This is a genomic window from Streptomyces sp. NPDC001450, assembly GCF_053597295.1.
Map to the genome: position 1 here is coordinate 91,342 of NZ_JBSFHY010000036.1, position 20,144 is coordinate 111,485.

Consider the following 20,144-nt stretch of genomic DNA (forward strand, 5'->3'; position numbering starts at 1 on the left):
TGGAAAGGAGCGGCCATGGGCGTCACATCCGAGTTTCCGCCGATCACCGCCGCGGACGACGTCATCCGGGCCCATCTCGAAAGCGCCGAGATACCCGCCCTGTTGATGGCGGTGGCCCATCTGACGGGGGAGGTGTCCTTCCTCGAGGACTACTCCGGCCCCAGCGGATGGCTCACCCTTCCGCAGGGCGGTCTCACCCCCGAACAGCTCGCCTCGGCCCGCGAGCTGGCGCTGCACGCTCTGGTCCGCCACCGGGACGGCGGGAGCGTGGCGCCGCCCCCGCCCGGGCCGGAGCTGCTGCAGGCCATCACCTCCTGGGCGATGGGCGAGGACACCGAAGAGCTGCTGCCGCTGATCGCCGAGGAGCTGACGGCGCCGGGCGCCGATCCCAAGGCGCCCGGCTGGAACCTGCGGGACCTGGCACCGGACAGTGACATCCGGGTGGGGATCATCGGAGCCGGCATGAGCGGTCTGCTGGCCGCTCACCGGCTCGCCCAGGCCGGCGTGCCGTTCGAGATCTACGAGAAGAACAGCGACGTCGGCGGAACCTGGTTCGACAACCGGTATCCCGGATGCCGGGTCGACGTGCCCAGCCATCTCTACAGCTACTCGTTCGCCACCAGGACCGACTGGCCGGAGTACTTCTGCACCCAGGACGTACTGCTGGACTACTTCCGAGACGTGGCCAAGCGCTTCGGCCTGTACGACCACATCCGCTTCGGGACCGAGGTACGCGAGGCGGCCTGGGACGAGGAGCGCGGCCGGTGGTCGCTGTCGCTGGACACCCCGGACGGGCCGGAGCAGGTCGAGTGCACCGTGCTGGTGAGCGCCGTTGGACAACTGTCCCGGCCGAGCCTGCCGGCGATCCCCGGGCGGGACACCTTCCGCGGCCCGGCGTTCCACTCCGCCCACTGGGACCACTCGGTGGAGCTGGCTGGCCGGCGGGTGGGGGTGATCGGCACGGGCGCCAGCGCCTTCCAGTTCATCCCGGAGATCGCCGAGAAGACCGCCGAACTGCGGGTGTTCCAGCGCACGCCGCCCTGGCTGCGGCCCACCCCGCACTACCACGAGCCGGTCCCGCAGGGCGCCCGGTGGCTGTTCGAGCACGTCCCCTACTACGCGGACTGGTACCGGTTCTGGCTCTTTGCGCCGGGACTGCGCGGAGTGCTGGAGGCGTGGATCGTGGACCGGGACTACCCGCCGACGGAACGCGCCGTGTCCGCGCTGAACGAGAACATGCGCGTGGCCCTCACCCGGGCCCTGGAGAGCCAGCTGACCGACGCCCCCGAACTGCTGCCCCGGGTACTGCCCCGCTACCCGGTCGGGGCCAAGCGGGTGCTGCGGGACAACGGAGGCTGGATCCGTACCCTCAAGCGGGACGACGTCACGCTGGTCTCCGACGCCATCGAGGAGATCACGCCGACCGGTGTGACGACGGCCGACGGGCGCCATCACGAGCTGGACGTCCTGGTGTACGGCACCGGCTTCGAGGCCTCGCGCTTCCTGATGCCGATGAAGGTGACCGGCCGGGACGGCGTGGACCTGCACACGATGTGGGGCGGCAGTGCCCGCGCCTATCTGGGTCTGACCATCCCCGGCTTCCCGAACCTGTTCTGTCTGTACGGCCCGAACACCAACCTCTCCGGCCAGGGCGGCAGCATCTTCTACTTCTCCGAGTGCGGGACCACCTACCTGCTGGACGCCCTGCGCCTGCTGCTGACCGGCGGCCACCGCTCGCTCGAGGCGCGCCGGGACGTCTACGAGGAGTACAACGCCAGGGTCGACGAGGCCAACGCGGAGCGAGCCTGGGGGTTCTCCTCGGTGAGCAACTGGACCTTCGACCGGGCGGCCGGCCGTTCGGCGCAGAACTGGCCGTTCACCACGCTGGAGTACTGGAGCAGCACCCGGCGTGTCCGGCCGCAGGAGTACCACCTGCGCTGACCCGGAACGGGCACGTCGAAGGGCCCTCCCGCCGGAACGACCGGTGGGAGGGCCCCTCGAGTGTGTGCCGCTGCGCTCAGTCCGTGACGTACACGCCGAAGTCCCGGAGCGTCAGGCGCACGCCCTGGCCCCACAGGGACGGCCGTGCCGCGCTGCCGCCCTGGGGTTCCAGCGAGGGTCCGCCGTCCGGACCGCCCGCGTTGAGCAGAGTGAAGCAGGCGTACCCGGTCAGCAGCTGCCGGGGTGCGACGGCCTCCTCCCGGCCGTCCGCGCCGAGGAGCAGCCTGCCCCGGTCGGCGGGACCGTGGCTGCCGAGGCGGTCGACGGTGAGCACCTCGACGCCGTCCACCCACCAGCGGGCGGTCCCCGTCGTGCGGTTGTAGGACAGGGCGAGGCGGTGCACCTGGCCGGGACTGCGGTCGGCGACCGGAACGGCACGGCAGAAGGCCGTCGGGTCGTCCGGCCCCTGCGGGAACCGCTCGTACAGGGCGTAGACGCGGCGGTTGGTCAGCGACAGATTGAGGACGAGGCGGGTCTCCACATCCGCCGCGATCAGCGCGCCCGCCGCGAGCCGCAGATCCGTGTCCGGATCGGCGACGGCGTCGCCGAACGGATGCCGTGCCACACCGAAGGCCTCGGCCCCCATCTCGCTGTGCACGGTGAGCGTGTCGGTCACGTCGAAGCCCGGGAAACCGGACGACGCCGTGCGGCGGGGGATGGCCCGCCACCGCATGTGGTCCTCACCGGTCCCGGGCGAGGCGCCGAACGCCCAGGCCGGCTCGCCGGTCTCGGGGTGCCGAGCGGTGGGGCCGACGACCAGGCCGTCGGGCGTGACTGTCACCGCTCCGTCGCCCTCGGGCAGTGCTCCCGAGGCACGCAGTTCCCAGCGGGCGCCGTCGCCGTGCGCGTCCAGGCCGCCGGAGAAGTCGTCAAGGAAGGCCGGGCGGCGGGCCGCACCGGCCACGCCGCCCGCCACCGCGTTGTCGAGGGACGTCACGCGGCCTTGCCCTTCGCCAGTGCCGCGATGATGTCGACCACCTCCGCCGGGCTCGGCAGCTCCGCGATCTCCTGGGCGATGTCCTGCGATCGCTTGAGGTAGGAGGGCTCCTTCAGGAGCTCCTGGCACGCCCCGGCGATGGCCTCGGCGGTGTCCTCCCCGTCGAGCAGCATCTTGGCCGCGCCGTACTCGACCAGGTTCTCGGTCATGCCGACCTGCTTCGGCATGGCGGGAATGACCAGCTGCGGAATGCCCGCGGTCATCGCGGACAGCATGGTGTTGCCGCCGCCGCGGTGCACCAGCAGATCGCTGGAGCGCATCAGCACGTCGACGGGCAGCCAGCCGGCTCGCACCCCGTCGGGCAGCGGATCCAACAGGTTCGCGACCTCGTCGGGCACCGCGATGATCATCTCGAGGCCGAGCGGTTCGACCTTCTCGACCAGGTCGCGCAGCGCGGGCAGTTCGTACTCCGGGGTGACACGGCTGCCCGCCGAGACGACGACCCGCGGCACCTGGGGCCGGGTGTACATCCACGGGTCGAGCTTCTTGTGCGTGTTGTACGGCACGTACCGCATCGACTGCGACGGGATGGCGTCCTCGGGGCGCACGCTCGGCGGGCAGATGTCGATGAACAGGTCCTCGCCGGGGATGTCCGACAGGCCGAACTTCTCGAGTTCCGGTGCGAGTTCCGCGGCGGCGCCGAGGTCGATGTTGGCCGGCTCGCCCATGTTCAGCGAGTGCCGCACGAAGGGAATCCCGAAGTGCGCGGCGATGATGGGGGCGGCGTAGGACAGGGAACCGCCGACGATGACGTCCGGACGCCACCGCTCGATCAGCGGGACCAGACCCTCCAGGCTGGCCGCCGCGAGCCGGCCCATACCGTGGCCGTTGAACAGGTTCCACTCGTCCGGGTCGTCCGGCTCGACGGCCGGATTCCCCTCGCGGTCCTGGTACATGAACTGAGGCATCGTGCCGGTGGTGAGCGAGACGCCGGGCAGACCGGCGCTCGCCACCGCGGGCAGGGTGTTCTCGGTGACGCCGACGAAGACCTCGTGACCGGCGTTGCGCGCTGCGGTGGCGAGCGGGACCAACGGGAAGACCGCGCCCCGGCTGCCACCCGAGATGAAGAGGATTCGCATACGGGCGACGCTAGGCCGCGGGGGTCGAACCCCCCTTGAGCCGGGCTGGACCGTGGTGCGGCACGCGGTGGTCTCAGAACAGGCCGAGGTGCAGGCAGGCGATGAGCGTACGGGCCTGCACATTGAGGTAGTTGCTGTGCCGCAGCAGCGCCTGCGCCTGGTGCAGCGTCACCCAGCAGTGGCCCTCCGGCTCGGCGGGCGGGAATGCGTCGTCGGCCTCGACGATCAGGTTGCGGGTCACCGCGTGGTGGAACCGGCCGCCCTCCTCGGACTGCACGGCGTCGTAGCGTATCCGCTCGCGCGGCGCCGACAGCAGACGGTCGAGCAGTTCGGGACGCTCGCCGGCCACGTGGTGGGAGGGGGAGCACTGCACGCTCGGCGCGTACTCGCACACATTCAGCGTGCCCGCTTCCACGCGTGCCTCCAGCAGCAGGTGGAGAACCCCGTCGATCCGCTTGACGAACAGCCCCGACAGTCCCGCCACGGGCGCGACCAGAGGCTGCGACCAGCGGCCCACCTCACGTCGCTCGGCGCGCACATCGACCCCGATCACCTCGAAGTGCCGCCCGTCCGGCCGGGCGATCCCGGTCTCCGTCCGCCGCCACTGTCCCTCGTCGAGGACATCGCGCAGGGGCACGCGGCGCTGCACCAGCTCGTGGCGGGCCCGGGTGTCGGTGAGCCGGCGCAGCACCTCGTGCAGACTGTGCACGGACCCGTACCGCGGCGCCAGGGAGCGCAGGGCGGCCCGTCGGTAGGGGTCCGCGACCATGTCGACCAGCTCCGGCGCGGGCTCCCCGTAGGGGAAGGTGGACAGGACGGTGCGCGAGTCCATGTTGACCAGGTTGTCGGTCATCAGCAGTTCGCCGAGCTGCGGCAGCGTCAGCCAGCGGAAGCCGTCCAGCAACGGCACCTCGTCCCGCGTCTCGACCACCATGTTGCGATTGCGCTTGTGCAGGAACCACCAGCCCTGCTCCGACTGGAGGGAGTCGGCGAGCACCGTGCCCCGGCGCGGCCCCATGAAGTACTCCACGTACGGCACGCGCCGGCCGCGGTGCACGCCGGTGTAGTTGCTGCGCGTGGCCTGCACCGTGGGTGACAGCTGCAGCGTGTTGACGTTCCCGGGCTCCATCTTCGCCTGCATCAGCAGGTGCGGTACGCCGTCGAACCGCTTGACGAGGATGCCCAGCAGGCCGATCTCGGGCTGCACGATCACCGGCTGCGCCCACTCGCGAGGGCGCCGGAAGTCCGTGCGCACGCGCAGGCCGGAGATGGCGAAGAACCCGCCGGACTCGTGCACCAGGTCGCCGCTGCCGGCCTCGAAGTGCCATCCCGACAGCGCGGAGAAGGGGACGCGGTCGACCGCGTACTGGTGGATCCGGCCCTGCTGAGCGAACCAGTGCCGGAACTCGGCGATACCGGCGACCGGGCCGCCGACCGGCCGCGCGAAGTCCCAGAAGCCGTCTGCCGGACCGTTGTCGTGGAGTTCGCCGGCCGCCTGCGCCGGCGTCGCCGTACCATTCGCCAGTGTCATATCGGACACCGTCGCCCGGCCGGCTCGAGCCGCGGTCGAACACCGACCGAGCATCTCGGCCTCTGCGCGGCCTCCCGCGCGCTGGGCCACGGCGCGAGCCAGTGTCGACCGGGGCTTGAGCGGCGGTCCGCAGGCTTCACGGCATGAAGGCGCTTGTATTGTCCGGAGGAACAGGCTCGCGATTGCGGCCTTTCACATATTCGACGGCCAAGCAACTGCTCCCGGTGGCCAACAAGCCCGTGCTCCGGCACTGCCTGGAGAAGATCCGTGAGGCCGGGGTGACCGAGGTCGGGATCATCGTCGGCGATCACGGCGACCAGATCAGGGCGGCCATCGGCGACGGGGCGCAGCTCGGCCTGGAGATCACGTACATCAGGCAGCACGCCCCGCTCGGCCTGGCCCACTGCATCGCCATCGCCGCGGACTTCCTCGGCGACGACGACTTCGTCATGTACCTGGGGGACAACATTCTCGCCGACGGCATCGGGCCGGCCGCCGGGAACTTCCGGGCGTCCGCGTGCGACGCGACCGTGCTCGTCGCCCCCGTGCCCGACCCGCGGGCGTACGGCGTCGCGGAACTGGACGCCGGCGGCCGCATCCGTCGGCTGGTGGAGAAGCCGCCGGAGCCGAAGAGCGACCTGGCGGTCATCGGTGTGTACTTCTTCACCGCCGAGATCCACCGCGCCGTCGCCGCCATCCGCCCGAGCGGCCGCGGCGAGCTGGAGATCACCGACGCGATCCAGCACCTGCTGGACAGCGGCGGCACGGTGCTCGCCGAGAGGTACCAGGGGTACTGGAAGGACACTGGCCGTCCCGAGGACCTCCTGGAGTGCAACCGGGAGCTGCTGGCCCGGCTCGGGTCGCGGATCGAGGGCGAGATCGACGCCGAGACCTCCGTCGAGGGGCCCGTCGTCATCGAGGCGGACGCCAAGGTCATCCGGTCCCGGTTGGTCGGCCCGCTGGTCATCGGCGCCGGGAGCGTGGTCTCGGACAGCGTCATCGGCCCCGGCGTCGCGGTCGGCCGCGAGTGCGTGGTCAGCAGCGCGGGCGTGACGGACTCGATCCTGCTCGAGGGCGCCGCGGTGGACAGTGTGCCCGCCCTGCGTCACTCGATCATCGGCCGGTGGGCCAAACTCAGCGCCGCGGACGGTACGCGACCGTCGCGGCTCATCGTCGGTGATCACGCCCAAGCGGAGGTGGCGACATGAAGGTACTGGTGACCGGCGGTGCCGGTTTCATCGGATCCCACTACGTGCGGTCCATGCTGGCCGGCGCGTACCCGGGCTACGAGGACGCCGAGATCACCGTGCTCGACAAGGTGACCTACGCCGGCAGTCTGGACAACCTGCCCACCGACGACCCCCGGCTCTTCTTCGTCCGCGGGGACGTCTGCGACCAGGACCTGCTGCGGCTGCTGCTGCCGGGCCACGACATGGTGGTCCACTTCGCGGCGGAGAGCCACGTCGACCGCTCGGTGCAGGCCGCCGCGGCGTTCGTCCGCACCAACGTCGGCGGGACCCAGTGTCTTCTGGAGACCTGCGTGGAGGTCGGTGTGCGCACGGTCGTGCACGTGTCGACCGACGAGGTCTACGGCTCGATCGCCACCGGCTCCTGGGACGAGAACGAGCCGCTGCTGCCCAACTCCCCCTACGCCGCCTCGAAGGCGGGCAGCGACCTGATCGCCCGCGCCTTCTGGCGCACCCATGGTCTGGACGTGCGCGTCACCCGCTGCTCCAACAACTACGGCCCGCGCCAGCACCCCGAGAAGTTCCTGCCGCGTTTCATCACCAACCTGCTCACCGGCGTGTCCGTCCCGCTCTACGGCGACGGGGGCAACTCCCGCGAGTGGCTGCACGTCGACGACCACTGCCAGGCCATCCAGCTGGTCCTCACCAAGGGCGCGGCCGGCGAGATCTACAACGTGGGCGGCGGCACGGAGCTCACCAACCGCGAGGTCACCGCCCGGCTGCTGGAGCTGTGCGGAGCGGGCTGGGACCTGGTCCGGTACGTGGAGGACCGCAAGGGCCATGACCTGCGGTACTCCATAGACGACAGCAAGATCCGCGAGCAGCTGGGGTACGTGCCCCGCTGGTCCTTCGACGTCGGTCTCGCCGACCTCGTCTCCTGGTACCGGGAGCACCCCGGCTTCTGGGAGCCGCTGCGCGCGCTGGAGGGCTCGGCATGACAGCCGCCTCCGGGCCGGTGGTTCGGCTGGGGCTGCTGGGCTGCGCGGACATCGCCCTGCGCCGGGTGCTGCCCGCCGTGGCCCGGCTTCCCCGGCTCTCGCTCACCGCGGTCGCCAGCCGCGACCCGGAGCGGGCCGAGCGGGTGACGGCCCGGTTCGGCGGGCGGCCGGAGGCGGACTACGAGGGGCTGCTGGCCCGGGAGGACGTCGACGCCGTCTACGTTCCGCTGCCCACCGGACTGCACGCCGAATGGGTCGAGCGGGCCCTGGCGGCGGGCAAGCACGTCCTCGCGGAGAAACCGCTCACCGCGGAACCGGCGGCGACCGAGGCGCTCGTGACACGCGCGCAGGCGGCCGGTCTCGTGCTCCACGAGAACTTCATGTTCCTCCATCACGCGCGCCAGCGCCGGGTCCGCCGGCTCCTCGAGAGCGGCGCGATCGGCGAACTCCGGGCCCTCTCCGCGGCTTTCGCCATACCGCCCCGCGACCGCTCGGACATCCGGTACCAGGCGGCGCTGGGCGGCGGCGCCCGGCTTGACGTGGGCGCCTACCCCGTGCGGGCCGCGCTGTACTTCCTCGGTCCCACGGCACAGGTCGTGGGATCGGCCCTGCGGTACGAGGAGGCCTCGGGCGTGGACGTCGCCGGAGGGGCGCTGGTGCACCGGCCCGACGGGGTCGTCGGTCAGCTGGTCTTCGGCCTGGACCACGCCTACACCTCCCGCTACGAGCTGCTGGGCACCGAGGGCCGTATCACGGTGGACCGCGCGTTCACCCCGCCCGCCGACCACGCCCCGGTGATCCGGCTCGAACGGTCCTCGGGCACCGAGGAGTTGGTCCTCGAACCGGACGACCAGTGCGCCAACACGCTGGATGCGTTCGCGGACGCCGTGCTGCACGGGCAGACCTCGGCCGACCCCTCGCTCGTTCACCAGGCCCGGCTGCTCGACGACGTGCGCCGACTGGCCGCCGCGAGGGCCGCACACGGCGCGGGGGCCTCCCGCTGAGAGGCCCCCGCGCCGGCCGGCGGCCGGGTCCCGCTCAGTAGTTGCCGAGACCGCCGCAGACGTTGAGCGCCTGCGCCGTCACCGCGGCGGCGTCGTCGCTGACCAGGTACTCGACCATCGCGGCGACCTCGCGCGTCTCCACGTAACGGCCCAGCGGCACCCGCGTGGTGATGCGGTCGTGCGCCTCCTGCTCGCTGACCCCCCAGATGGCGCCGTAGTGTTCGCGCACCCGCTCCGCCATCGGCGTCTCGACGAAGCCCGGGCACACCGCGTTCACGGTGATGCCGGTCCGGGCCAGTTCGAGCCCGAGCGCCTTGGAGAAACCCACCACACCGTGCTTGGAGGCGGAGTACGGGGCGGCGTGCACGACGCCCTGCTTCCCGCCCGTCGAGGCGATGTTGATGATCCGGCCGCGGTCCTTGTCGAGCATGCCGCCCGTGGTGAGGACCTCCTTGGTGACCAGGAAGACGCTGTTGAGGTTGGTGTTGATCACGTCCAGCCACAGCTCGTCGGGGATCTCCGCGGTGGCTCCGCCGCCACTGCGGCCGGCGTTGTTGACCAGGATGTCGATCGGCCCGAAGCGCTCCACCGCGGCCCTGACCACGGCCCGGATCTGCTCGGGCCGCGCCACGTCGCACGTGGTGCCGTCGACGTCGAGCCCCTGGTCCTGCAGTTCCTTGACCGTGGCGGCCAGCTGCTGCTCCTGCCGTGCGCAGATGTAGACGCGGGCGCCGAGCCCGGCCAGCCGCTTGGTGATCTCCAGCCCGATACCGCTGGTGGCCCCGGTCACGAGTGCGACCGGCTTGACTGCCTCCGCCATGTTTCCTCCCTCACCTGCGTTCACTCCAACGGGCCGAGCCTGCGCCGGGGTCCTTGAGCGGCGGTCGAAGAGTTCTCGACACCGCCGCCGCGCGGCCCGTGTCAGCGGTGCTCAAGCCGTCTTCGAGTCGGGCGGTCCACGGTGGGACCCTCGCTGACCTGGCACTCGCCGCGGAACCGGAGGAAGCCCATGACCAACACGCCCGTGCCGCCCCATGAGTACGCGCGGATCCAGCAGTTCTACGCCCGCCAGATGCAGGCGCTGGACGAGGGCCGGTTCGAGGAGTACGCCGCGACGTTCACGGAGGACGGCACCTTCCAGCACACCCCCGGCACCGAGCCCGCCCGCACCCGGCAGGGCATCCTCGCCGAACTCGTCCGCTTCCACGAGCAGTACCGGGACGAACCGGTGCAGCGGCGGCACTGGTTCAACCAGATCGTGCTCGACCCCCAGCCCGACGGCACCCTCCGGTCCACGGTGTACGCCCTGGTGGTGCGTACCCGCCCGGGCGGCAAGCCGGAACCGGAGATCTGGCCCAGCTGCATCGTGCGCGACGTGCTGGAGGTCTCCGACGACCGGGTGCTGATGCGTTCCCGCGTCGTCGACTACGACCACATGGGCTGAACTCCCCTACCCGCGGCCGCCGTCGGGCTCGACGTGGACGACCGTCCCGGCCGGGCGACCGCACCCGTGGCGGGCCGGTCAGGCGGCGGCGAGGGACAGCGGCGCGTCCATCGTGAACTGCGGGGCGTCCAGCGCCGGGTCCCCGACCAGGATCGCCTGGTGCAGCTGCTGCAGCCGCGGGGAGGGCACGATGCCCAGCTCGTCGTCGAGTGTCCTGCGCAGCTGCTGGAAGAGTTCCAGCGCCCGCCAGACGGCCCCGGACCGGTAGAAGGCCAGCATCAGATTGCCGGCGAACATCTCGTGCAGCGGGTGCTGGGTGGTCAGGACCCGCAGTTCGGCGAGCAGCTCGGCGTGCCGGCCCAGCTGCAGATCGGCCTTGATCCGCTGCTCCAGGACCCGCATGCGCGCCTCATTGAGGCCGAGCGTCTCCATCTCCAGCACCCGGCCCATCGGCACGTCCAGGAGCGCGGTGCCCCGCCACAGGGCCAGCGCCTGCCCGAGCCGGGCCGAGGCGGTCCGCGCGTCACGGGCCTCCAGGGCCGTCATGCCCTGCGCGGAGAGCTGCTCGAACTCCCGGAGGTCACAGACGTCCGGCCGTACGCCGATGCTGTAGCCGCCGAACCGGGTGCTCAGGACGTCCTTGGCGGTCGTGCCCTGCCCCGTCGGCAGGGTCGAGGCGATCTTCCGCCGCAGCTGCAGTATGTACGTCTGCAACGTGGTGACGGCGCTGCGTGGCGGATCGTCGCCCCACACCTCCTCCATCAGGGTCGTCACCGGCACGATCTGGCCTGCCCGGATGGCGAGCAGGGCCAGGACCTGCCGCGGCTTTCCCGCGCTCGGAACAATCGACACCCCGTTCATCCGGATTTCAACAGGACCCAGTATCTCGATTTCCATGGTGGGAGCCTCTCTTCGGGGCGAGGCCTGGTCATGGGCGCCGCCCCTGGTCGCTGAGTGCTTCTCGAGCATTCCACGAGGTCCTCGTCGAAAGTAGTGACCCCTTCACAGAGACCTTGTGACGAACTCACGCAACCGGAAGGCGTGCTTGAGTCTGTAACGAAGCGCTGGTGACATGGTGGCTCTCTTTGCGGCCGTGTGACGGCACAATGAGAAACCCGTTGCACGCCACGTGAAAGCGCTTGCGCGATAGTGGCGAGTACATGACCGACAGTTGAAGGAATCTCATCCGTGGACGGAAGACGCCCCCGGTCCCTGTGGTCGCTGCGCGACGACGCCGTGCTGGAGGACGCGGAGGGAGGGCGCGTGCTCGTGGTCCACAGTGCCGTCGGCCGAGTCCGGTTGCCGTCCCCCCATCCCCTCGTACGCAGGGCGCTCGACCGGATGACGCTGGGACCGATCTCCCTGGAGAACGTGGTGGACGCGCCACGCGGGGCCTTCGAGGGCCCGCCCGGCACCGACCTGATCCCGGCCCTTCCCGCCGCGCTCGCCGCCGCGCTGTTGCGGCTGCAGCACCTGGTGGTGCGCTCGATCGGGCTGGACGACCGGCGCGGGCCGGTGCTCTCGGTGGTCCCGGTGTGCCGTCAGGCCCGGTTCCGGCCGGTCCTGCCCCCGCTGCAACGGTGGGTGAAGCTGTCCTGCCGCTGCACGCTGACCGTTCGGGGCGCCACCGGGGAACTGTTCTCCTCGGCGACGTGCCACCGGGTGCTGCTGCACCGGCCGGAGGCCCTGCTCACGACGCGGATGCTCCAGCGGTACGTCACGCCGGCGCAGGCCGCGGCCCGGGCGATGGCGCCACTGCTGGCGCAGGCGATCATCGCCCATGTGGCGGGGGCGGGCATGGTCACCGCCGTCTGTGGGGAGGAGCCCAGCATCTCACCGTTGTGCGATCCGAAAACATTCGATCAATTCTTGCCACGATGGCCGGATTGATTCCCGAATACATTTTCCGCGGCGACGTGAAAACGGATTCCCGCCGTCCGCTTCAGCTGTGAGATGCCGTTTTCATCGTCATGCGGGATGCGATCGCCGAGTCACGCATCACACTTCCTTCGTCCGGGCGGCCGGTTGCGTATGCTTCCTGTCGAAACGGCTTGTCCGCGTGGCCTGTTTAGGAGAGTCCATGGGCGGTATAGCACGGGGGAATGCATCAACAGAAGCAGCTTTCGAAATAACCGGGGCGAGAAACCGGCACCTGTCACCGTGGTTTCCGGTGACTGTCGTTGCGCTCGCCCAGTGCGGGTTCGGCCTGACCGGCATGCTACGCCTGCTGGCTACCCATCCCGGGGCCCTGACCATCGTGGCCTGCCTGGTCTCCTTCTTCATGGTTCTGGGTCTGCAATTCGTTCACTGCGCGGAGCCGGGCCGCCGGATCCGCGCCCGATACGGCAAATGGACGCTCCTGCTCCAGGCGTTGTTCACCTTCGCCCCGGTCGTGCTCTTCAGCGCCGCCTGGGGCGGCATGGGCGGATTCGTGGCCGGCAGCACCCTGCTGATCGTCGATGCCCCGCTCTCGTGGATCCTGTTCGCCCTCTGCCCGGTGGCAGCGGGCGCCCTGGCCGTGGCCAAGGGGTTCGAGATGCTCGACATCGCCTGCCTGACCGTGGGCACCGCGATGACCGGGCTGATGATCTACGGCCTGCTGTGCCTGGCGGAACTGCTCAGCGAGGCCCATCGCAACCAGGGCGAGCGCGCGCACCTCGCCGTCAGCCGGGAGCGCCTGCGCTTCTCCCGCGACCTGCACGATCTGCTCGGGTACAGCCTCGCCTCCATCACGCTCAAGAGCGAGCTCGCGTACCGGATGGTCGAGGACAACGACCGGGTCCGTGAGGAGCTCGGCGAAGTGCTGGACATCTCGCGCCAGGCCCTGTCGGACGTACGGACGGTGGCCTACTCCTACCGGGAGCTCTCCCTGCGCGAGGAAGTCGCCGCCGTACGACGGGTGCTGGCCGCCGCCGACGTCGATGTCGACATCAAGGCCGAAGAGGGCCGCTGGGGCTGCGAGATCGAGACCGCGCTCGCCACGGTGCTCCGCGAGGGGGTCACCAACCTGCTGCGGCACGCGGAGCCGGGCCGGTGCCGCATCAGGCTGCGCGAGGAGGCCTCCCATGTCCGGCTGACGTTGTCCAACGACGGTGTACGGGAAAGCGGTCCGCAGATGCTCGTCGGCGGCCGAGGCCTGGACAACCTCGCCGAACGGATGCGCCGCCTGGGCGGCGCGCTCACCGCCGAGGTGGACGCGCAGGGCTGGTTCCATGTCATCGCCAGCTGTCCGCTCGCCACCTCTCAGCGGACGGTCACAACCAGCCCGCCTGCGACGCGATCCGAACCGCGTCAAGCCGATTACGTGCGTTGAGCTTGGTCACGGCCGCGGTGAGGTAGTTGCGCACGGTACCCACCGACAGATGGACCTGGGCGGCGATCTCGGTGGCCTCGGCACCGGACGCCGCCCAGCGCAGTACCTCCGTCTCCCGGCTGGTGAGCGGGTTGTCCTCCTGGATCCACGCCGTCTGCATCAACTGACGGTCCACCGCCAGCTCGTGCGCCGCGACCTTGCGCACCGCCTCCGCCAGTTCCTGGGACGGGGCGTCCTTGCGCAGATATCCCAGGGCTCGGGCGGCCAGCGCGCGCCGCAGGGTGCCCGGGCGGTCCAGACTGGTCAGGATCAGCACCCCGCACTCCGGGACCCGGTCCCTCAACTGGGCCGCCGCGGTGAGCCCGTCGAGACCGGGCAGATCGATGTCGACCACGACCACATCGGGCCGTTCCTGCAGCGCGACCGGCAGGATGGCGTCGCCGCTCTCGACCTCCGCGACCACCTCGAAATCCGGTTCAAGATTCAAAAGCGCCACCAAGGCCCCACGCACCATGTGCATATCCTCGGCCAGCATGATTCGTATCACAGTTCCCCCCGACTGCTCGACAAGGTCGATACTAACTCGGCGTGACGCAGTGAATTCGGAAATATTGCGCGGATTTGGCAGGGTGAGTTCCGTGCTCCGGCCGCCCGGCAGGCGGACTCGACCGGCTCTCCAGAGGCACGCGCGACAGTCCGTGCACGACCAGGCCCTCGGACGTCCACGGGAGAGATCCATGAGCGCAGGACCGTACGACCCCTCGGCAGCCACCCTGGAAGAGGTGGCTGACGGTGTGTTCGCCTATGTACAGCCGAACGGCGGATGGTGCCTCAACAACGCCGGCCTGGTCGTCGCCGATGGCGAGGCCGCGCTGATCGACACCGCCGCGACGGAGGAACGCGCCCGGCGACTGCGCATGGCCGTGTCGGCCGTCGTCCCGGCCCCGCCCCGGCTCGTCGTCAACACCCACTTCCACGGCGACCACGCCTTCGGGAACTTCGTCTTCCCCGAGGCCGTGGTCGTGGCGCAGCATCGGACGCGCACCGAGATGGCCGCGGCCGGGCTCCACCTGGCCTCGCTGTGGCCGAAGGTCGACTGGGGGGACGTGCGCCTCGTGCTGCCCACGGTGACCTACGAGGACCGGCTGACTCTCCATGTAGGCGGTGTGCGGGCCGAGTTGGTGCACCTGGGGCCGGCGCACACCACCAACGACACCGTGGTCTGGCTGCCGGAACAGCGGGTGCTGTTCACCGGTGACCTCGTCATGGCCGGGGTGACGCCGTTCTGTCCGATGGGTTCGGTGTCCGGTTCCCTGGCTGCCGTCGACCGGCTGCGCGCCTTCGGGGCACGTGTCCTCGTCACCGGGCACGGTCCGGTCGCCGGACCGGAGGTGCTCGATGAGACCGAGGGATACCTGCGCTGGATCCAGCAGTTGGCCAAGGCAGGCGTGGCGGCCGGCCTCGACCCACTCGACGTGGCCCGCGAGGCCGACCTCGGCGAGTACGCCGGGCTGCTGGACGCTGAGCGGCTGGTGCCGAACCTTTACCGCGCCTACGCGGAGGAGCGGGGTGCGGCCCCCGGTGACCCGCTGGACATCGGAGAGCTCTTCGGGAAGATGATCGAGCACCATGGGGGCCTGCCGGTCTGCCACGCCTGAGACGACAGGGCCGCGCCGGTGCGCGGCCCCTCCCGGATCACCCCTTGGCCGCGGTGAGTTCGCCGGGCCAGACCCCGAACACGCCACGCTGGTAGAGCACCGGCGGCCGGGAGAAGACCTCGGTCCCCTCCACCCTGCCGATGACGATCCAGTGGTCGCCGGCCTGCAGGGACCGCGTCACCGTGCACTCGGCGTAGCCAACCGCCAGTTCCGACAGGACGGGCGCGCCCCCGGCGGCCGCCGAGGGCTGCCATCGCACGCCGGCGAACTTCCGCTCCGACCTGCTCGCGAAGGCCCGCGCCACGTCCTGGGCACCGTCGGCGAGCACGTTGACCACGAACGCCCCCGCCGACAGCAGCGGCGAAAGGGAGCGTGCGGACCGGTCCAGGCAGACCAGCAGCAGCGGGGGATCCACCGAGACCGACGTGACGGCACTGCAGGTGAACCCGCGAGGAGTACCGTCCGTGTCGACTGTCGTCACGATCGACACGGACGTGGGGAACGAGCCGAAGAAGGCCCGGAATTCGTCTGGAGTCACCGACATCTCACACCGCCGCCGCCTGAGTCCGATTCAACGCGTCCGCAGGTCACTCTCCGCGACCACTCTGGAGCACCGGTGGATCCGAGATGGAGGCGTAAACCGGCGGTGCGGCGGTCCAGTTGGCTTCGAGCGGTGCTGTAGGGCCGCGGCGGACGCTCGCCGGCATGGCAGCGTCACCGCATCGGGCTCGCCCGTGCGGCGCGTATCTCATCGGAAGGGCAGGCATGACCATCGTTGATGACGGGCGGCCGGCGGACTCGATGCGGCTCCGCGTCACCGAACTCGCCCAGATACAGGACGAAGCCCGCAGCGGCCCCAGCCCGCAGGCGACCGCCGCGCAGAAGGCCAAAGGCAAACTGACCGTGCGGGAACGCATCGAGCTGCTCTTCGACGAAGGGTCGTTCTCGGAGATCGAGACCCTGCGCCGGCACCGGGCCACCGGCTTCGGCATGCAGGCCAAGAAGCCCTACACGGACGGGGTGGTCACCGGCTGGGGCACCGTGGACGGCCGCACCGTGTTCGTCTACGCCCATGACTTCCGCATCTTCGGCGGCGCCCTCGGCGAGGCGCACGCCGCCAAGATCCACAAGGTGATGGATCTGGCCGAGGCGGCCGGCGCCCCCATCGTGGGCCTGTGCGACGGGGCGGGCGCCCGGATCCAGGAGGGCGTGACCGCGCTCGCCGGATACGGCGGTATCTTCCAGCGCAACGTCCGCAATTCCGGCGTCATCCCGCAGATCAGCGTGATCCTCGGCCCGTGCGCGGGCGGCGCCGCCTACTCCCCGGCGCTGACCGACTTCGTGTTCATGGTGCGCGGGACCGCTCAGATGTTCATCACCGGGCCCGACGTGGTGAAGGCGGTGACCGGCGAGGTGATCAGCCACGACGCGCTCGGCGGCGCCGACGCGCACGCCGCCGTGTCCGGGGTGGCGAGCCTCGCCTACGACGAGGAGGAGGAGTGCTTCGCGGACCTGCGCCACCTGCTGTCCCTGCTGCCGTCCAACAACCGTGAACTGCCGCCGCGCGTTCCCTCGGCCGACCCGCCGGGCCGGCTTACCGAGAAGCTGAACGACCTGGTGCCCGCGGACCCCAACCGCTCGTATGACATGCACGCCGTGATCGAGGAAATCGTCGACGACGGCGACTGCTTCGAGATCCAGCCGCTGTGGGCGACCAACGTCATCTGCGCCCTGGCCCGGATGGACGGACACGTGGTGGGGGTCGTCGCCAACCAGCCGGCCTCGCTCGCCGGCGTGCTGGACATCCACGCCAGCGAGAAGGCCGCCCGGTTCGTCGCCATGTGCGACGCGTTCAACATCCCGCTGGTCACCCTGGTCGACGTACCGGGATTCCTGCCCGGTGTGGACCAGGAGCACGGGGGGATCATCCGGCACGGCGCCAAGCTGCTGTACGCGTACTGCAACGCGACTGTGCCGCGTGTCCAGGTCATCCTGCGCAAGGCGTACGGCGGCGCGTACATCGTGATGGACTCCCGCTCCATCGGCGCCGACGTGTCCTTCGCCTGGCCGACCAACGAGATTGCGGTGATGGGCGCGGAGGGGGCGGCCAATGTCATCTTCCGCCGCGAGATCGCGGCCGCGGAAGACCCCGAGGCGGTGCGCACCCAGAGGGTCAAGGAGTACCGGAGCGAGCTCATGCACCCCTACTACGCCGCCGAACGCGGCCTCGTCGACGATGTCATCGACCCGGCCGAGACGCGGCACCGGCTCATCGGAGCGCTCGCCATGCTGCGGGCCAAGCATGTGCCGCTGCCCAGCCGCAAGCATGGGAATCAGCCGCAGTGACCGGCGAGGACCCGCTGTTCCGGGTGGTTCGGGGCGCCCCCCGGGAACACGAACTGGCCGCGCTGACCGCGGTGCTCTACGGCCTGGCCAACCGGGAGGACGGCGAGCCCGGCGACGCAGAGCCACCCGCGGCCCGGTGGGGCCAGCCGACGGCGCCGGCCGCGCCGGCCGGCGCATGGACCGCCGCACGAGCACCGTCATGGCGCCCGATCCTGCCGTGACCGAGCGGCCTCACCGGGCCAGGAACCTCACCGGGGCCAAGGACCTCACCGAAGCAGTAAGGAAACTCTCAGTGGAACAACGCACGTTGGGCACCCCGGGTCTGTCGGTCTCCGCGCAGGGCCTGGGCTGCATGGGAATGACCTTCGCCTACGGTCCCGGCGACGAGGACGAGTCGATCCGCACCGTGCACCGCGCGCTGGAACTCGGGGTGACGCTGCTCGACACCGCCGACATGTACGGTCCTCATGCAGGCGAGCTGCTCCTGGGCAAGGCCGTTGCCGGCCGCCGCGACAACGTCCGGCTCGCCTCCAAGGTCGGTGCGGAGATCGACGCCGACGGAAGGCTCACCGGGCGTGTCAACGGCCGCCCGGACTACATCCGCCGCAGCATCGACGGGACCCTGCGTCGGCTGGGTACCGACCGGCTCGATCTTTACTACCTCCACCGCGTCGACCGTGAGGTGCCCGTCGAGGAGACCTTCGGAGCCCTGTCCGAGCTGGTCACCGCGGGCAAGGTGGGCAACCTCGGCATCTCGGAGGCCTCGGCGGCCACGATCCGCCGCGCCCACGCCGTTCACCCGTTGGCCGCCGTGCAGACGGAGTACTCACTGTTCACCCGCGATGTCGAGACGAACGGTGTGCTGGCGACTGTGCGTGAACTGGGCATCGGCTTCGTCGCCTACAGCCCGCTGGGACGTGGTCTGCTCACCGCCCGCATCCGTAGTACGGAGGACCTGCCCGATTCGGACTTCCGCCGCGGCGCACCGCGGTTCCAGGGCGAAAACCTCGTCAAGAACCTCGACGTCGTGCAAGAAGTCCAGAAGCTGGCCGCCGTCAAAAAGGTCACGCCGGCCCAGCTCTCGCTCGCCTGGGTGCTCGCCCAGGGCCCGGACGTCGTTGCCGTCCCCGGTACCAAGCGCCGCCGCTACCTGGAGGAGAACGCGGCCGCCTCCGCGCTGGTCCTGACCCCCGAGGACCTGGCCGCTCTGGACCACATCGCCCCGAGCGGCATCGCAGTCGGTGACCGATACCCCGCCGCCGGGATGTCCCACCTCGACGCCTGACCGGATGCCGACGCGTGGCTCAACCGCCCCCAGGCCGACACATCGGCTCGTGCTGGTCCGACACTTTCCGGGCCGCACTCCCCTTCGGCCACCGGACGGCGTTCCGGATACGGCCCCGCCCGCGTGTTCAGCCGGAGCCGGCACTGCCCGCCGATTCGCTGGCGGCACGGCGGTATTCGGCGTTGATGCGCTGCGCTTCCTCGAGCTGGTCCTCGAGGATGACGATGCGGCACGCGGCCTCGATCGGGGTCCCCTTGTCGACGAGCTCGCGGGCGCGCGCGGCGATCCGCAGTTGGTAGCGGGAGTACCGGCGATGTCCTCCCTCCGAGCGGAGCGGAGTGATGAGACGAGCTTCACCGATGGCTCGGAGGAAGGCCGGGGTGGTGCCGAGCATCTCGGCTGCCCGGCCCATCGTGTACGCGGGGTAGTCGTCGTCGTCCAGACGATCATTCAGGGGGTTGTCCGATGTCATGTCACCTCGCTGTGCAACGCGTCGAGGGGCCCTGGTGCCGTACGGCACCAGGGCCCCGAAGGAAATTCAACACCATCTGTCGGCCCTACTGCTGTGCCGACCTTCTGTTTTCCGCTACCCGGCCCGGCAGGGCGGAGCGGGGGATCGCTGCTGCGTGACCGGGGACCACCATCCAATCCGGGGTCTTGCGGTACCCGGGCCGAGTGTCTCTCGGGCCGGGCGATCCTGATGGCGCCTGCTCCTCCATTCCTCTCTGGACCAACCACTGAATGAACCGGTACCGCTGTTGGCAGCTCCTCGACGTGCGAGCCGCCCAGTGCGGCTCCCAGTCCCGTCACCGTTCTGGGAACGCTTTGGCTTCGAGGCTCGAGAGCCGCACTGACCTGCGAACTTCGTATTCAGCTACCCGCCAGTTCGTGTCTGGCGGGTCTCGTTCGACCGTGTCTACGAGAAGAAGCGTACCCACATCGGGAGCGAAAATCTACTCTGCCCAACGTAGATTTCACCCTTCCGGTGGAGGGGGAACCCTGCCGAGACCGGCCGCTGACCGTGGTCGTCGGCGGCGCCGTCATCACCGGCCGGCTGGCTCCCGAGGCTGTGTGGAAGGAGCGGGTGGCGATCAAGGACGTCAGCGCATGGACCGCAAGCGAGCTCAGCTACTTCGACCGGTGGGACGCTGTGCCCGCCCCGTAGCCCGGCCGGCAGTTCACGAGCGGCCGTCGACACAGCGGTGGGGGCCCTGCCGACGCGCGTCCCTGCCAGTGAGCCTGCCGGGCGCGGGCGGCTTCGAGGCTCGGGGAGTCGGGGCCCTGGCGGCGCAGCACCTCAC

Annotated in this window: 20 protein-coding genes; 12 read left to right on the forward strand and 8 right to left on the reverse strand. The window is 70.4% G+C overall.

Going from position 1 to position 20,144, the window contains the following annotated elements; translation table 11 throughout:
* Positions 1-15 precede the first annotated feature (15 nt).
* Positions 16-1,941, forward strand: a complete 1,926-nt coding sequence (locus ACWC5O_RS32820; RefSeq protein ID WP_450581127.1) for a flavin-containing monooxygenase — start codon at positions 16-18, stop codon at positions 1,939-1,941.
* Between the two features lie 76 nt (positions 1,942-2,017).
* Here ACWC5O_RS32820 and ACWC5O_RS32825 read toward each other — a convergent pair whose 3' ends face one another.
* The 3 genes from ACWC5O_RS32825 to ACWC5O_RS32835 all read right to left on the reverse strand — a co-directional run bounded on the left by ACWC5O_RS32825 (position 2,018) and on the right by ACWC5O_RS32835 (position 5,608).
* Positions 2,018-2,938 carry a DUF6081 family protein gene (locus ACWC5O_RS32825; RefSeq protein ID WP_450581126.1) on the reverse strand — a complete coding sequence of 307 codons (921 nt, stop codon included), beginning with the start codon at positions 2,936-2,938 and terminating at the stop codon, positions 2,018-2,020.
* Positions 2,935-4,077, reverse strand: a complete 1,143-nt coding sequence (locus ACWC5O_RS32830) for a glycosyltransferase (RefSeq protein WP_450581125.1) — start codon at positions 4,075-4,077, stop codon at positions 2,935-2,937. The genes ACWC5O_RS32825 and ACWC5O_RS32830 overlap by 4 nt, the downstream gene beginning before the upstream one ends.
* A 73-nt stretch (positions 4,078-4,150) precedes the next feature.
* Positions 4,151-5,608: an NDP-hexose 2,3-dehydratase family protein gene (locus tag ACWC5O_RS32835; protein ID WP_450581124.1), complete on the reverse strand. Its 1,458-nt coding sequence runs from the start codon at positions 5,606-5,608 to the stop codon at positions 4,151-4,153.
* Between the two features lie 143 nt (positions 5,609-5,751).
* Here ACWC5O_RS32835 and ACWC5O_RS32840 point away from each other — a divergent pair, with 143 nt between their 5' ends.
* Genes ACWC5O_RS32840 through ACWC5O_RS32850 form a run of 3 tightly spaced genes read left to right on the forward strand, consistent with a single transcriptional unit; the run spans position 5,752 to position 8,797 of the window.
* Positions 5,752-6,816 carry a glucose-1-phosphate thymidylyltransferase gene (locus ACWC5O_RS32840; protein ID WP_450581123.1) on the forward strand — a complete coding sequence of 355 codons (1,065 nt, stop codon included), beginning with the start codon at positions 5,752-5,754 and terminating at the stop codon, positions 6,814-6,816.
* Positions 6,813-7,793 carry a dTDP-glucose 4,6-dehydratase gene (rfbB, locus tag ACWC5O_RS32845; protein WP_450581122.1) on the forward strand — a complete coding sequence of 327 codons (981 nt, stop codon included), beginning with the start codon at positions 6,813-6,815 and terminating at the stop codon, positions 7,791-7,793. The genes ACWC5O_RS32840 and rfbB overlap by 4 nt, the downstream gene beginning before the upstream one ends.
* Entirely contained in the window at positions 7,790-8,797 is a 1,008-nt protein-coding gene (locus ACWC5O_RS32850; protein WP_450581121.1) for a Gfo/Idh/MocA family protein, read from the forward strand. Before rfbB ends, ACWC5O_RS32850 begins: the two co-directional genes overlap by 4 nt.
* A 34-nt stretch (positions 8,798-8,831) precedes the next feature.
* Here the strand turns inward: ACWC5O_RS32850 and ACWC5O_RS32855 are convergent, their stop codons facing one another.
* Positions 8,832-9,617, reverse strand: coding sequence for a 3-oxoacyl-ACP reductase (locus ACWC5O_RS32855; protein ID WP_450581120.1), 786 nt, complete (start codon positions 9,615-9,617; stop codon positions 8,832-8,834).
* A gap of 189 nt (positions 9,618-9,806) precedes the next feature.
* Between ACWC5O_RS32855 and ACWC5O_RS32860 the strand changes: the two genes are divergently transcribed.
* Positions 9,807-10,241 carry a nuclear transport factor 2 family protein gene (locus ACWC5O_RS32860; RefSeq protein WP_450581119.1) on the forward strand — a complete coding sequence of 145 codons (435 nt, stop codon included), beginning with the start codon at positions 9,807-9,809 and terminating at the stop codon, positions 10,239-10,241.
* 78 nt (positions 10,242-10,319) lie between these two features.
* On the opposite strand, the gene ACWC5O_RS32865 is transcribed toward ACWC5O_RS32860, so the two are convergent.
* Entirely contained in the window at positions 10,320-11,138 is an 819-nt protein-coding gene (locus ACWC5O_RS32865; protein ID WP_450581118.1) for an AfsR/SARP family transcriptional regulator, read from the reverse strand.
* 291 nt (positions 11,139-11,429) lie between these two features.
* Here ACWC5O_RS32865 and ACWC5O_RS32870 point away from each other — a divergent pair, with 291 nt between their 5' ends.
* Both ACWC5O_RS32870 and ACWC5O_RS32875 read left to right on the forward strand, forming a co-directional pair.
* Positions 11,430-12,131 carry a hypothetical protein gene (locus ACWC5O_RS32870; RefSeq protein WP_450581117.1) on the forward strand — a complete coding sequence of 234 codons (702 nt, stop codon included), beginning with the start codon at positions 11,430-11,432 and terminating at the stop codon, positions 12,129-12,131.
* Between the two features lie 280 nt (positions 12,132-12,411).
* Positions 12,412-13,554 carry a sensor histidine kinase gene (locus ACWC5O_RS32875; protein WP_450581116.1) on the forward strand — a complete coding sequence of 381 codons (1,143 nt, stop codon included), beginning with the start codon at positions 12,412-12,414 and terminating at the stop codon, positions 13,552-13,554.
* Here ACWC5O_RS32875 and ACWC5O_RS32880 read toward each other — a convergent pair.
* A complete protein-coding gene (locus tag ACWC5O_RS32880) occupies positions 13,496-14,089 on the reverse strand; it encodes a response regulator transcription factor (RefSeq protein ID WP_450581115.1) in 594 nt (197 codons plus the stop codon). The two genes, ACWC5O_RS32875 and ACWC5O_RS32880, sit on opposite strands and share 59 nt — an antisense overlap.
* 202 nt (positions 14,090-14,291) lie before the next feature.
* Here ACWC5O_RS32880 and ACWC5O_RS32885 point away from each other — a divergent pair, with 202 nt between their 5' ends.
* A complete protein-coding gene (locus tag ACWC5O_RS32885; protein ID WP_450581114.1) occupies positions 14,292-15,212 on the forward strand; it encodes an MBL fold metallo-hydrolase in 921 nt (306 codons plus the stop codon).
* A 37-nt stretch (positions 15,213-15,249) separates the two neighbouring features.
* On the opposite strand, the gene ACWC5O_RS32890 is transcribed toward ACWC5O_RS32885, so the two are convergent.
* Positions 15,250-15,756, reverse strand: a complete 507-nt coding sequence (locus ACWC5O_RS32890; protein WP_450581113.1) for a flavin reductase family protein — start codon at positions 15,754-15,756, stop codon at positions 15,250-15,252.
* A 221-nt stretch (positions 15,757-15,977) separates the two neighbouring features.
* On the opposite strand from ACWC5O_RS32890, the gene ACWC5O_RS32895 reads away from it, so the two are divergent.
* From ACWC5O_RS32895 to ACWC5O_RS32905, 3 genes are all read left to right on the forward strand, one after another.
* Positions 15,978-17,558, forward strand: a complete 1,581-nt coding sequence (locus tag ACWC5O_RS32895) for an acyl-CoA carboxylase subunit beta (protein ID WP_450581112.1) — start codon at positions 15,978-15,980, stop codon at positions 17,556-17,558.
* Positions 17,555-17,779, forward strand: a complete 225-nt coding sequence (locus ACWC5O_RS32900; RefSeq protein WP_450581111.1) for an acyl-CoA carboxylase subunit epsilon — start codon at positions 17,555-17,557, stop codon at positions 17,777-17,779. The genes ACWC5O_RS32895 and ACWC5O_RS32900 overlap by 4 nt, the downstream gene beginning before the upstream one ends.
* A gap of 71 nt (positions 17,780-17,850) precedes the next feature.
* Positions 17,851-18,843, forward strand: coding sequence for an aldo/keto reductase (locus ACWC5O_RS32905; protein WP_450581110.1), 993 nt, complete (start codon positions 17,851-17,853; stop codon positions 18,841-18,843).
* A 127-nt stretch (positions 18,844-18,970) separates the two neighbouring features.
* On the opposite strand, the gene ACWC5O_RS32910 is transcribed toward ACWC5O_RS32905, so the two are convergent.
* A complete protein-coding gene (locus ACWC5O_RS32910) occupies positions 18,971-19,315 on the reverse strand; it encodes a helix-turn-helix domain-containing protein (protein ID WP_389179731.1) in 345 nt (114 codons plus the stop codon).
* Positions 19,316-19,828: 513 nt separating this feature from the next.
* On the opposite strand from ACWC5O_RS32910, the gene ACWC5O_RS32915 reads away from it, so the two are divergent.
* On the forward strand, positions 19,829-20,008 hold the full coding sequence (locus ACWC5O_RS32915; RefSeq protein ID WP_450592530.1) for a hypothetical protein: 180 nt from the start codon (positions 19,829-19,831) through the stop codon (positions 20,006-20,008).
* Positions 20,009-20,144: the final 136 nt, after the last annotated feature.